This is a genomic window from Sphingobium aromaticiconvertens (assembly GCF_037154075.1).
GTDB lineage: Bacteria > Pseudomonadota > Alphaproteobacteria > Sphingomonadales > Sphingomonadaceae > Sphingobium > Sphingobium aromaticiconvertens.
The window spans coordinates 2,183,290-2,195,756 of sequence record NZ_JBANRJ010000001.1; the positions used below are offsets into that span (position 1 = coordinate 2,183,290).

The window sequence follows — 12,467 nt, forward strand, 5'->3', positions numbered from 1 at the left end:
GCAATTTTAGGCCACCATGCATTGGGCGCTGATCAACTGATCAGCGACCCCATAGATTTGGGCGCGCTGGATGACGCCGCCGGCCCACCGGATGTGGGTCGCCGGTTCGCACATACTGCCCTCGGATCCAAACACGGCAGGGGCATTACTATCGAGTATTGCCCGCGCCTCGGCCATCTCAGATACAGATGGTTGGTAAAGGCTTTGGATAAGGGCGATCTGACTGGGATGGACAGCGGTCTTGGTCATCAGACCGTGTTCAATGTCGATCTCCACCTCCTGTGCGAGCAGATCATGGTCGCTAAAATGCTCGAATACAGGGGCGGCAACTCCAAAGCCGTGAGGGGCAAAGATGGCGGTAATGTTGCGAATGACGATGCTCAAGGGGCCATCATAGGCTGTTCGAACGCGAGAACGCCGCACGGCGAACAGGTTGAGGATATCATTGCCGCCGATGCGGATGGCTGGGATCCGCTCTGAATAGGGCAGCAATTGATCGCGCAAGCGACTGAGGGCCGTCAGATCGAAAGCCTCGTCGCCCTCGATCGTGGGCATGAATGCATGCTGTTCATGTACCAACACGGAAAGCCAGCTGGCAAGGCTGAGGGTCGTCACTTTTGGTAGGACAAAGCCAGCGACGGTTTCGACGCCGCGCATCTTGAGAATTCGGACCAGCATTTCGATATTGCGGGGGCGAATGAACACATGAATGGAAGGCTTTTTAGCTCGGAATGCATTTAAGATTTCTGCGAGGTTCTCCTCTGCCAGATCGATCTGATCATCCCGAACGGCGTCTTCCAGGCAGATCACCATCGAGCGCTGATGTGCGATCGCACCATAGGCGTTGCTCAACGCTGTCGGATGGAGGCCGGGTGTGTAGAGCGTGGCACCCAGTTCAATAGCATTCATTCTTGTTCACCGTTGAGCTTCTTGATAATTGTGACAGCACGATAATTGTAGAGGTCTCGTTCAAGCACTTCGACACCCGATTTCGCCGCGATGTGAAGCATGTGTTGAATTTCAGGATCTTTGACATCCCTCACAAGGACAAGGTCTGGGACCCGCCGTAAAATGGCTCGCGTTGCTTCGGCAATTCCTGGCTTGATCCTGTTGATGTCGGTGACGTTCGCAAAGTCCATAAGGGCCTGAACGAGACGGATGCTGTCCATGCGAGCCTGGGTTGCGATAGCTGGGGTCCAGGAAATGCCACCAACCTCACTGTCAGCAATTCCGACGGCATCGAGGAAGCCGTTGGTGATATCATGCGGCCGGTGGTCTTCCTGGAAGAGGCAGGCATGAAAATCATCTGGTCCTACTAGGTGCTCAGTCAGGACCGAGCGGCTTATGAGCCCAGAGACGATTCCGTTCAGCAAGCCGCTTGGGATTACATAATCTTCGGTCGTGGCCGCGAGATCGGCTCGGCCGGCAGGGTCTGCTACAACGGCCAGATAAGATTTGAAGCCTATATCTGCTTGTGAAATGGACTGATCCAGTTCTCTCTTTATCGCGCCCTTGCCGGTCCAGCCGTCAACGAAAATGCTGGAATCAGAGCCATGCCGGGATTTGATGAGCTTCAGGGCATTGATGTCGATTCCTCGACCCCGGATAATGCTCACGGAATAATGATGAACGACGACGCCCTCGTTCTCCAGCGCACGCTTAAGAAGAACGCCAATTGGCGTTCCAGCCCGCGCAAGCGAGATGATCACACATTCTTGCGTGGTTTCAGGGCGCCTGGCGATTTGGGTCGCCAGTGTGTGGATGTCCCCCTTCAATCGGCCGGCGTTTCTTGCCATGGCTTCTCGGTAGAGCTGCATATAGCGCTCATCAGGAACTTTTTCAGGGGATAGCATTTCGGAATAATGCTTGCGGCCCGATTGGATCAGAAGTTCTTTTTCGGCGATATCCGTTTGGGCGATCTCGGCAGGTTTGAGTAGAATCTCAACATCGGAAGGGTGGAAAGTTCCCGAAAAGTGCAACGTTTTTCCTCCTGACTGGACAGTATGCTCAGTTAATCCAATCATTATCGACAATCACATTCTTCCAGAGTTGAGACTGCGTTGGGGTCATTGCGTAATCGCACAGGTCAATGAAACCGACATCGGACAGGCTGTCCCCGAATCCAATAATGGGGACGTCAGGGCGATCGGCGCGGATTTTCTCGATCAGATATTTTGCCGCGTGACGTTTGTTGAGCCAGGTTGGGAGGTAGGCGAGGTTATTGCCGTTGCGGTGCATGCGCCATTCAACAGGAAGGTGAACCTCGAGATTGGCGTGCAGGTCGCCCAGGACATCGTGGTTGTCGAGATTGGTCTTTATCACGATGAACAGGGGGAGCTGGTTTTCGCTGACGATCCAGTGGCGAAAGGCCTCGGTGTCCATATCGCTGGTCAAGGCCTGATAAACATCGGCGATGGAATCGGTTGTGCTTGCTTGCGCGGTAAGATGGCTGTGCCAGTCTTGATCGACCCCGCCGCCGGTCGCCACAATGCAGCCGCCATTGGAACAGATGGCTGGCGCCTGTTCGATATCAACCCGCGCAAGGACGTCCCGGCTACGAGCGGTCACGGGGATGACCTGGCCAATACGAAGCCAGTCCAGCATGTTCTGCTGAAGTTGGGTGGCGTAACCACTGGGACTTCCATCGACCAAACGGCTCATCAGCCGTAGGCCATCGGTGCCGCCATCGGGGCATTTTTTGGCGGTCTGGAACAGGGTATCGTCGAGGTCGGCAAGAGCGACAGGCATATGGTTCATGATACGGCCTTTTCGGGGGCGTAGGAGCAGACAATGATATCGACTGGCAGATCAGCACCGAGCTCTGCCAAGGCGGCCTTTGCTTCGGCTTGCTGGTTTTCTTCGATCTCAGTCACAATCATAATTCGATCCGGTTTGTGTCCCAGAATGTTATAGAGAAAGCAGGGGGCACCGCTGCCGTAGGCGTCGGTGAAGGTGGACCGGGTGTTCATTGCGTGGCCTTGCAGGGCAGGGCTACGGGTAATGCACTGGACGGCCGCGATCCCCCCCTGAGCCTGGACTTCCTCGGCGACGAGAAGGGCCTCATAGGAATGTTCACCATCCCCCAACACTAAGACGCGTTCGTTCGGAGCGGCAGAGATGGGAGACCGTAAGGCTGTTTCAGCTGTGCGAAGTCCAGACCGGCTCCGCATGCCTGTTTGTGGCGCTGTGCCAGGGGTGTTGGACCCTTGGGCGAGTGTGTTCGGGTTAGGAATGGTGCCGGCCTCCCACTCCATCGAGCCATGCAGTATGGCATGTCCCGTGGTGGGCTTGGGCATAAGGGGGATATAGCTACCCCCACTCCAATCGGTGATACAGCAGGTTTCGATTGCCCGGAGGTTGGGAATGAATTTGCTCATCGATTCAGCAGCGGCAACATAGGTTTTGCCCGTGCTGCATTCGTCATCGACGATAACGAGCGTTCTGGCATTTCGCGAAGCCATCTCGAGATGGGGATCGGCGATCTGGATAAGATGGGTGGTGGCATGGCTATGACCTTCTTCGAATGAGGTCATGACATTGGCATTAGCCACCCGCTGCCGCGAGGTTTGGAGATAAATGGCATCACAGCCGGGGTGCAGGTCAAGATAAGCTGCGAAGATGCCTTGACCCAATGCTGTCGCGGTTTCCGCCATGCCGAGGAACACCACTGGCTGTGGGAGGTCTGCGGGCAACTTGGCCGCCAAATCGCGCATGGTTTCGCGCATGGCGCCAGGAGCAGCGGGAAGGTGACGTCCCAGAACCTTCGAAACGATGAGAAATCCGCGCTTTGGGTTGGCTCGGGCCGCAAAATCACAAAGGGTTTCCAGCGGCGGGCCGTTATCCACGGTCAGTGTTAGCTGCCCCGTCGGCAGGGCAATTGTTTCCGACACGTTTAGGGTCAAGGTCATTGTTTTCAACTTTCATCCCATTTTTAGGCGATCCTGCAAATGCCTCTGGGGCCAATCATATAATCGCGCGTTGGACTAGCAGAATTCCGCGCGCGTTTGTTTCGATACATGCTCCATAGCGGCGAAGCAGGTTTTGTGGATCGATTGCCGGCATTTTTGTGCAATCGATCTGGTCCCAGTCGCCACGTGAAATCTCGACAGTGGCGACATATTCGTCGTCAGGTCGGCCCAAGGTCGCATTCCGCTGGGTATAAGCAGATATGGCGACATTTTTGATGCCCTCGCTGACAGCCATGGAATGACCGATCAGGCGAAGGATCAAGGAGCATATATGCTCGACATAGAGGCCAGCTACTTGTTGCTTGGTTAAAGCCTTTGAAATAAGGGAGCAGCGCCGGTGGTCGGTGGTCCAACGGCTCTCTGGCATGGCTTCTATTTCAGGGAGGTCCACGTCAAGCAGAAGGCGGCCGTCTGTAAAATCTATCCCAATATTGGTTTCATAGGGCCATTGAAGGGTGCCAAGCGCGCCTAGAAGCGCATTTTCCAAGGCAGTTTGATCAGGGCCGCTATTGGCTTGCTCGGCTCGCCAACACATGAGCGCGTCCATATAGGCTTCTTGTGATCCAAACGCCTCCTTCTGCGGCTTGTTGCCGCCGGTGGAAGGGATGGAGCCAAGAAAGGTCGGGATGTCGTGGTGCAGCTTGCCTAAAGCATCAAGACTGTCATTCCTGCTCTCGACATGGCTTTCGAGAAAATCCTTCAGCTGATCGCCCAAGGCCTTTTTGGCAGACGGAATGAGGGATGGATCGAGGGGGATCTCAGCGTCATCGAAAAATTCCGTCTGATCCTCGACAATTTTGACGACAACCCGGCCTGGCAATTCGGGCTTTGGGGAAGGCTGGGGGCGATCATCGGAGACCCTTGTGCGTGATGGCTTATCCAGCCGCTCACGATAGCTAAGGCCGGTGCCAGGTATGCCGACATTGCCATGCACACCCTGTTTTCCGATTGTGACTGATGCGCCTCGTGGTCCAACCGAAAGGGAAGCGCCTGATTTGCTTAGGTTGATGCGAACACCTGGCAGGATGGAAATCCGCTTGCTGAACCTGAAACCCATATTCCCCCCTTTAGGTATGTACGATGATGCTGACGACGCAATCGCGCATGCGTTGCACCACGTGGCGCCGGTCATTGTTGGTCGAGATCGGTGTTGGTTCGGGCGTGAAGCCGGCGGCCGCGATCATCTCATGGACAAGGGCGCTGCGAATGCCAAAGTTCACATTCTCCGAGATTGAGCCTCGCTCACGCATATTGCCGTGCGCCAGAGAGGCTGAGGTTACGCCGATAAGGTTGCCGCATTCGTCAATAATGGCGCCACCGGATGAGCCGGAGCCGATGGGTGCGGTAAATTGGAACCGCGAGACATCCCCGCCGCTGCCGGTCAGGCCAGAGATATTGCCCGTGGTGACCTTGAGGTCGGCCCCCAGCACATCCATGAGGGGGTATCCTGACGCGAGCACATTCTCACCCAGCCAGATGGGAGCGCCAAGGCGCAGCGCTATGGGAGACCCCTGAACATCCCCTTGCAGCAGCGCCAGATCATGAAGGTGGTCTACAGCGATCGGCTGGAGTTCCCGATTGGTCCGGCCGAGTTGGAATTTCACTCCGTCCTCGATCACATGGGCATTTGTGATGATAAGCCCCGGGGCTACGACGACGCCGCTCCCAGAGGCAGATCCTGTTCCGTTGCCACCGCCCCTGGGATTTCCGCGGGGCGGGCGACCGGGATCGTGCTCGCCAGGAGATGGCCGGTCATTTTTGGTAGGGCGTCCGGGGAAATCGGCATGGTTGAATTTTCGCGCTCGGGCATAGGCTTCAATGCCGAAGGTGTAGCCTTCGTTGGACACCTTTGCCCGGCGCATATCATTCTTGGTATAAACCTCTGCCAGGATGACAGCCGCAAGCTGCTGGTCGGGTTGCGGGAAGCTGTAGCTGTCGCCGCCTATCTCGATATGTATCGGATAGCTGCCATTGATGAAGCCGCCCATGCGGTCATCCTTGATATAGGCAAGGATCTCTATCGGTTCGCCAAAGCTGGGGAGCGAGGAGATATGCCAGCGCTCATGGGAGCCAGCCGTAAAGGGCAGGATCATGCCATTGCTGTTGACAGCACACACCGCGATCCGCTCGCAATCCGCGCCGTTGAGTGTGATCACCCATTCACCATCTGGAGTGATGGCAAGACGCTGACCGGGTACTGGGCTAATCACCTGTTTCTCCTTTATGCGGCGAGGATGATTAAGCCAATAATCTTCATGCCTTTGATTTTAGTAAATATAAAGTGGGCGGAATGCTTCGTCATTCGCCAAAGTACGTTTTCCTGGCAAATCGGTTTGATGAAGTTGAAAGGGATTGCTCCAAGCTATCTGAATAACCAGATTCCTAATAGGACCAGGCAGGCGATCTGGCCAATTAGGCCATATAGTCCGAACAGATTAAATATCGTTTTCAATATCAGGCTGAAGGCCGCCCATTCACCGACTTTGTTGGATGAGGTCCATGGCCGGTTCACCAACTCGATGATAGAAGCAATCAGGACGCTGATCGGCAACCAAAGATAGGGTTGCCCAAATATCAATCCAATTATCAGTATGAACGCTGAAATCAGAACTGTTGAATTTAATCGCACGGTGCCCCCGGGAAAATTTCTCAAGATTGGGTCTGCCCTAAAGCATCGGCGGAGGCAATATATTGGGGCTTTGACCCTCGCTCTATCAGCGGGTTGCTCCAGCGGCACCTGATCTAATAATGACGAGAGCAACACCATATTTGGGGTTCTCCAGGCTCCATGCTTGAATTCATATTGCGCATCGGACATTGAGCATCGTTGGAGTGGATCGGGTTCGAGCCTGTAGGGGGAATTGTGACGGCATTGAAATATCCACCGCTGTGGATGACGAAGCTAGTAGCCGCCGCAAACCTGTTGGCTATACTCGACTTACCTTACGGGTATTACCAACTGCTCAGGCTGGTCGTGACCGGGTACGGCGCTTATGTGTCATATTTGTACTTCAAGCAGGGGTTGTCCGCGTGGGCGTGGAGCTTCGCCTTTATCGCGCTACTCTATAATCCTGTGTTCCTTATCACTATGTCCAAAGAGTTCCATGGTGTGGTCAATGTCTTAGTGGCAGTTGCCATTCTTGTAGAATGGAAGATAGCACGTGCTATTGCTGGGCAAGCAGAATTTCCGGACTGGATGACGAAGAATCGTGGGGACTTCCAGGTTCCCTTCTCGTCATCTGAAAAATCGATAGGCTATTCGGACGACACGATGGCGGCCGGTCCCACCGTGGTGGAAGCAGCCAGTGGCGGCTGGTCCCGGTCATATATCGTGGCCGGACTGGCGGTCGCTGCAATCGTGGTGGTCGCCGTGCTCGGCTGGCTCATGCCACCACAGATCGAACCGCCAGTCCACCCCCCTCGGGTCGCGCAAGAACAAGTTCTGCTTAAGCCATCGCCTGAAGCCCCCACTGCGGGGCCCGAGCTAGCGGCAGGTGAGACATTCGAGTGGAGCGCTGAAACGGCTTCCTCCGAAACAGTGCGGCAGGTCGGCCCACTTGTGGTGCGCATTACGCGCAAGACCGACGGTGACCTAGCCGCCCCTGTGATCACGGTATCGAGGGGAGCCGATTCTGTAACAATGGTCGGCGAAATGGTGTCCAGCGGCTACACGCACCGCATCTCAGCCGTACGCAACATTGCGGGTGCGCCGTCGGTCGTCATGCTGCAGAGTTTCAGCGGCGGCGCGCACTGTTGCAACAACGTGCAGCTGTCAGGTCTCTCGGGTGGCCAGATGAAGGTCATTGATCTGGGGGCCTGGGACGGCGACGAGATTCCTGTGCCGACTGATCTAAATGGGGACGGCCTGGCCGATTTTGTCGAGCGGGACAACGCCTTCCTCTATGCCTTTGCGGCTTACGCGATGAGTTATGCGCCGCCAACGATCCTCAATGTGACCGGCGGCCGCATCGTCGACGTATCACGACGAGGGGCATATCGCAGGCTCTACCTAGACGAGATGGCGAAGGCGGGCGAGACATGTCGCACGGCTTCGGACGGCATGTCTCGCAACGGCGCCTGCCCGTCCTACGTGGCGTCGGCGGCGCGCGTCGGCTTGCTCGACGAGGCTTGGACTGACATGCTACGGTCCTATTCGGCGACCGAAGACTGGGCGTACCCGACGGGCTGCGCGCTCAAGACTGGGAATGAGTGCCCAGAGGTGTCGCGCGTCGTGTATAAGAGCTACCCCGAGGCGTTGTTGGCATTCCTCAAGGAGCATGGCTACGTTGATGCGGGCTGGATGCCGCGTGCGACTATAGGGGACGAAGTAAATATGGGCGGAGAAACGGGAGCGGTCGAAACCTACTGACGCAGGAACAACCGCGGTAGTCTGGATCGTTTCTCTGCTTTGGATTGATCTCCATGGGAATCGAGAAGACTGGCAACGCCCTAGCGAATTAGCGACGGAGCATCCTGGTTGTGTCAGCTGTATCTAAAATAAATCCGTCAGCCGGCTTCCCTACATCATCGCCTATGGGTTGGGTTACGACGAGACCGGATTGGCGACAACTCATGAAATCCACCGCTCCGCCACTGATGGATGCGGCACCCTTGTGTACTAAGATGCAATTGCGATACCAGCGGCAAGGAAGTGTCAAATAGTTGTGGACGTAGTGGGGGATGAAATTGATAAAAATGGGGCAACTTCTCGTGTTCTGTGCATTGGCAGCATGCGGCAACACAGGGCCTAGTGAAAAGCAAGTTTTCGATGTCGCTCGCCAACAGCTTCGCGTTGGACTGGCTTCACAGGGAGGAAGGCCCTCCCCTAAAAATGATCAAAGCCTAGAAGATGTAATAAAAAAATCTGAATATACTTTGTCGGAGCCGTGCAGATCCCACCCTCAGATGCCTCAAGTCATTATCTGTGGCGTAAAGGTGAATGTTGCTTTGCCAACATCTAATGAGAATCAAGATAATGAATTTCTTATGCCTGTGATGATGGTTAAAAATCGCGATGCCGAGTGGGTGGACGGAATGAAATGTGAGGGCGATTTTTCTCCAGAGTGTTAAAATTCAAAGCGAGATTTTATGAGATTTACATTTAGGCTCAAGCTTTTTATCGGCTTTATATTATCAATGTATATAGGAGCAAGCTCTGGAGATTTTCAGCAAGCCATGACGCTTCTTTCGGTTTCTAGGCACCTAGGGGTGGAAGGAGCCGGTCCAGCCGGATGGGCAATATTGTTCAGCTACTTCGTTGTAGGGCCAATATTTATTGCAATTTTATTTTCCATTCTTATGCGCATTATATCGGCACTAGGTCCAATTCTTGGCATTAGATCAGACCCACGAAGGCGATCTCCGAAGTTCGCCACGCGCGCCCAAAAGAAAATGCAAGACGAGATCGTTGATGCTGAGTGAACGCTGTTAGCCTTATCTGCCTTGTGTAGGCCAATTAGGCATTCTCCGTCAGTGTCTGTTTTGAAGGGTGGCGAGGCCGTTTAGTTGGCCATCGTCACCCCGAAGGAGGAGGATCCTCTGGCGGCGTTTCGGGGGACTAGCGGGAAACGCTCAGGTATCTCGGCCAGCAGGAGACTTCGGGTGCGCAGTTCCTGCAGGGATGTGATGGCACGAACCGGATTATCGCGAGCGATATAATCACCGATTGTCTTAAGATCATATTCGGCCTCGGCCGACAGAGAAACGATCATGCGTTACTATCACCCATTGCGTGATAGCTCGCTTCAAGCTGTCGAACACCTCTTCTGCTGGCCTGGTTCGTCCAGCCTCGGCATCGGCAAGACCGCTCATTTAATCTTCAGTTGTCGCATGCCTGCACATTACCCCACATTTAACACATCATATTAAGCAACAGAATGTGCTAACGCTGTTTGCTTGATCCGATCCAAAAGTTGCTCACAGAAGGGCAGCACAATGACACTCACATCAAGCCGACATGCCGTTCAGCGGATGCAGCAGCGCGGAATGCGACCTTGCGACGTCGCATTAGCCACGTTGCTTTTCGACACCGAGGTGGCGGTGGGGCGCGGGCTATCGGCATTCCGGTTGTCCCGCGCTGCACTACGTGAAGCCCGGGAGGACGGGTTTCCAGCCAAAGCGATCGCTCGCATCCTCCGAACGGTGCTGGTCGCATCAGATGACGGAACCCTGGTTACATGCGCGCGGCTCCACGGGGCCGGTGCGCGCACCTACACGCGCCGCGACCGCCGCAAATATTGGATGAACTGAGCCATGAGCAAAGACAATATCATCGCGTTCCCTGCGCAAGGCACAGAGGATACAAACCGGCGACATTCGCTTGCGCGTCTTCAGGAGCAACGCCTGCGCAAGCTGTTCACCGATCGAGGCAAAGGCCAGGTCGAGGTCTTCGCGCGTCTGTCGTGCAGGGTTGAACGTCTGACGCGGGACCTGAAAGACCGTTTCGGTGATCGCTCGGGGAAGCTGACGCGCGTTTTCGGGGAGCAATATGTGCGTGTCGCCGGGCGCTTCACTGCGACCGGCGGAAAGCCGCCTGCGCAACTCTACCGCACGCCACAGGCATGGCTTCGCATCATCGACGGATTTGCAGCTGAGCAATCAGGATCGCGCGATGCATTCGTGACGGAGGTGCTGGAGGACGCACTTTATGGCAGCCAAGAGACAAGTCGTGTATCGGACATGGTCTGGCTCAACGAACTTCACGCGCTAATCGACGCAATGACCGACCGACTGTCGCGCGAAGTCGATCTGCGATCGATAGCCGACTATGTCGCCGGTTCGGGATTATATCTCGAGAACGAGGCAATTGTGGTCGGCGAATGGCCGGCGGACTTGATGGGGCAGAGCGAAAACGAGGTGCTGCACGCAGATGTGCTAGGTCTTGTGCCTCACGTCCTCGGCCTGAATTACACTCCTGTGGTCGACGTGGATCTGCCGGTGTCGGATGAGACAAGAGAGCTCGTTTCCGACACCAGCGATATTCTCCCGGATGCCGTCGATCGCGCGGCAAGCATTGCCTTGAAGGCGGGGACGCGGATCGGTGCCGCGTTGGCGGTTCACGCGGAAACGAAGCAGCCGACATTTGCGCTGATCGAATGCCAGGTGGCGCATCTCAGTCTGAAAGACGAGACAGGTCGCATCTTCGTGACTCGGGAAACGAGCGTCGATCTCGAGCCATTTCTGACCACCAAGCACGAATGGTCATTCGGAACACCCGACAGTTCGGAGGTGGGATCATTGCCAAGCAATTGGCTGCCGAATAGCGTGCGGTTTCAGTTTCCCGGCAGCACCGGCTTCGAGCGGCTGGCGCGGTCTCTCGTCGTTAAGCCGTGGATATGGACCGATTTCGAGGAGATCTATGTCTGGCGCGGGGATTCGGACGAGGCGGATGACTATCCGGTAACCTCGCCGATCCACACCGTGGCTGCGGCGATCGAGAGCAATCTGCTTTATGCCGATATCCCCGAGTTGGGTGGCGGTGCGGAAGCGCGCCTCGACTGGCGCTTGCTTACGGAGATGCGGCGCGTTGAAGCGATTGTGACGCGATTCCGGCTGTCACATGAAACACGTCGGCGCAGCCGCCGCGATGCGTTGATGACCGAATGGGGAGCCGAAGGTGAGTCCGATACTTGAGACAGATTCCCGCCAGTAGCTTCGCCCTGGCAATATAAGACGCGATAATGTTCAAGAATTTCGAAAAGGAGACAAAATGACCAAGAGTCACTTAGCATCCGGGATCGCTTCTGCGTTGGATGGATTGCCTTCCGGGATGCGCACCCGTTCGGGATCGGTCTTCTACACCGGTTTCGCGGCCTTCGATGCACCGTCGGATTTGTATGTGCTCGGTCTTAATCCGGGTGGCAATCCGAACACCCAATGCGACGAGACAGTCGCCCAACATCTATCCGACTGGCAAACCCTGCCCGACCGATGGTCTGCTTATTCGGATGAATCCTGGGACGGCAAGGCTCCGGGTACGTGTGGTATGCAACCACAGATGCTCCACCTCTTTTCGCGACTGAAGCGCGATCCTCAGGCGGTGCCCGCCAGCAATGTCTGCTTCGTCCGCTCGAACAACGAAGCCTCACTCGCTGCGGAAAAAGACCGGCTGATCGAACAATGTTGGCCAGTCCATGCTGCGGTGATTTCAGCGTTGGACGTTTCGACAATCCTCTGCCTGGGCGGCACGGCCGGTCGCTGGGTTCGCGAACATACTGGGGCGACCCGACTCTTGGATAGATTCCGGGAAACAAACGCGAGGGGTTGGACCAGCGAGGCGCATGTCGCGAAAGACGGACGGGCGGTCGTCACGGTGACGCATCCTAGTCGGGCGAACTGGAAAAATCCTGATGCGGATCCGACGCCGTTGCTGGCGCGGATTTTAGCGCGAGACAATGACTGATTGTCGTGTTGCATTAAGCCTGAGCTCTGCGCAGGCTTCATGCATGGTCGCTGAACCCCCGCTGATAACGGCGATAGTGAAGGTGGTGTTGCGGGGTT

General features: G+C 55.7%; 13 protein-coding genes. 5 read left to right on the forward strand and 8 right to left on the reverse strand.

Translation table 11 applies throughout. The annotated features are described in order from the left end of the window. Positions 1-6: 6 nt before the first annotated feature. From WFR25_RS10455 to WFR25_RS10480, 6 genes are read right to left on the reverse strand one after another with little or no spacing between them, the layout of a single operon-like run. Positions 7-909 (reverse strand): HpcH/HpaI aldolase/citrate lyase family protein, encoded by a 903-nt coding sequence (locus tag WFR25_RS10455; protein WP_336970757.1) that lies wholly within the window; start codon positions 907-909, stop codon positions 7-9. Next, positions 906-2,024, reverse strand: a complete 1,119-nt coding sequence (locus WFR25_RS10460; RefSeq protein WP_336974839.1) for a cysteine protease StiP family protein — start codon at positions 2,022-2,024, stop codon at positions 906-908. Before WFR25_RS10460 ends, WFR25_RS10455 begins: the two co-directional genes overlap by 4 nt. Beyond that, positions 2,008-2,757 (reverse strand): HAD family hydrolase, encoded by a 750-nt coding sequence (locus WFR25_RS10465; protein ID WP_336970759.1) that lies wholly within the window; start codon positions 2,755-2,757, stop codon positions 2,008-2,010. Before WFR25_RS10465 ends, WFR25_RS10460 begins: the two co-directional genes overlap by 17 nt. After that, positions 2,754-3,908, reverse strand: coding sequence for a phosphoribosyltransferase domain-containing protein (locus WFR25_RS10470; protein ID WP_336974842.1), 1,155 nt, complete (start codon positions 3,906-3,908; stop codon positions 2,754-2,756). Before WFR25_RS10470 ends, WFR25_RS10465 begins: the two co-directional genes overlap by 4 nt. Before the next feature lie 55 nt (positions 3,909-3,963). After that, a complete protein-coding gene (locus WFR25_RS10475; RefSeq protein WP_336970761.1) occupies positions 3,964-5,025 on the reverse strand; it encodes a DUF4236 domain-containing protein in 1,062 nt (353 codons plus the stop codon). A 10-nt stretch (positions 5,026-5,035) separates the two neighbouring features. Next, positions 5,036-5,587, reverse strand: coding sequence for a serine protease (locus tag WFR25_RS10480; RefSeq protein ID WP_336970762.1), 552 nt, complete (start codon positions 5,585-5,587; stop codon positions 5,036-5,038). Between WFR25_RS10480 and WFR25_RS10485 the strand changes: the two genes are divergently transcribed. The 3 genes from WFR25_RS10485 to WFR25_RS10495 all read left to right on the forward strand — a co-directional run bounded on the left by WFR25_RS10485 (position 5,510) and on the right by WFR25_RS10495 (position 9,038). Beyond that, positions 5,510-6,529, forward strand: a complete 1,020-nt coding sequence (locus tag WFR25_RS10485) for a hypothetical protein (protein ID WP_336975051.1) — start codon at positions 5,510-5,512, stop codon at positions 6,527-6,529. The two genes, WFR25_RS10480 and WFR25_RS10485, sit on opposite strands and share 78 nt — an antisense overlap. A 302-nt stretch (positions 6,530-6,831) precedes the next feature. Next, positions 6,832-8,337: a DUF6804 family protein gene (locus tag WFR25_RS10490; RefSeq protein ID WP_336970763.1), complete on the forward strand. Its 1,506-nt coding sequence runs from the start codon at positions 6,832-6,834 to the stop codon at positions 8,335-8,337. Positions 8,338-8,648: 311 nt separating this feature from the next. Further along, positions 8,649-9,038 (forward strand): hypothetical protein, encoded by a 390-nt coding sequence (locus WFR25_RS10495; protein WP_336970765.1) that lies wholly within the window; start codon positions 8,649-8,651, stop codon positions 9,036-9,038. A 431-nt stretch (positions 9,039-9,469) separates the two neighbouring features. Here the strand turns inward: WFR25_RS10495 and WFR25_RS10500 are convergent, their stop codons facing one another. Both WFR25_RS10500 and WFR25_RS10505 read right to left on the reverse strand, forming a co-directional pair. Continuing rightward, complete coding sequence (locus tag WFR25_RS10500) at positions 9,470-9,679, reverse strand: type II toxin-antitoxin system RelE/ParE family toxin (protein WP_336970767.1); 210 nt, start codon at positions 9,677-9,679, stop codon at positions 9,470-9,472. A 442-nt stretch (positions 9,680-10,121) separates the two neighbouring features. Then, positions 10,122-10,454: a hypothetical protein gene (locus WFR25_RS10505; RefSeq protein WP_336970768.1), complete on the reverse strand. Its 333-nt coding sequence runs from the start codon at positions 10,452-10,454 to the stop codon at positions 10,122-10,124. Positions 10,455-10,457: 3 nt separating this feature from the next. On the opposite strand from WFR25_RS10505, the gene WFR25_RS10510 reads away from it, so the two are divergent. Beyond that, positions 10,458-11,600 (forward strand): hypothetical protein, encoded by a 1,143-nt coding sequence (locus WFR25_RS10510; protein WP_336970770.1) that lies wholly within the window; start codon positions 10,458-10,460, stop codon positions 11,598-11,600. Positions 11,601-11,676: 76 nt separating this feature from the next. Continuing rightward, a complete protein-coding gene (locus WFR25_RS10515) occupies positions 11,677-12,369 on the forward strand; it encodes a uracil-DNA glycosylase family protein (RefSeq protein ID WP_336970772.1) in 693 nt (230 codons plus the stop codon). Positions 12,370-12,467 lie beyond the last annotated feature (98 nt).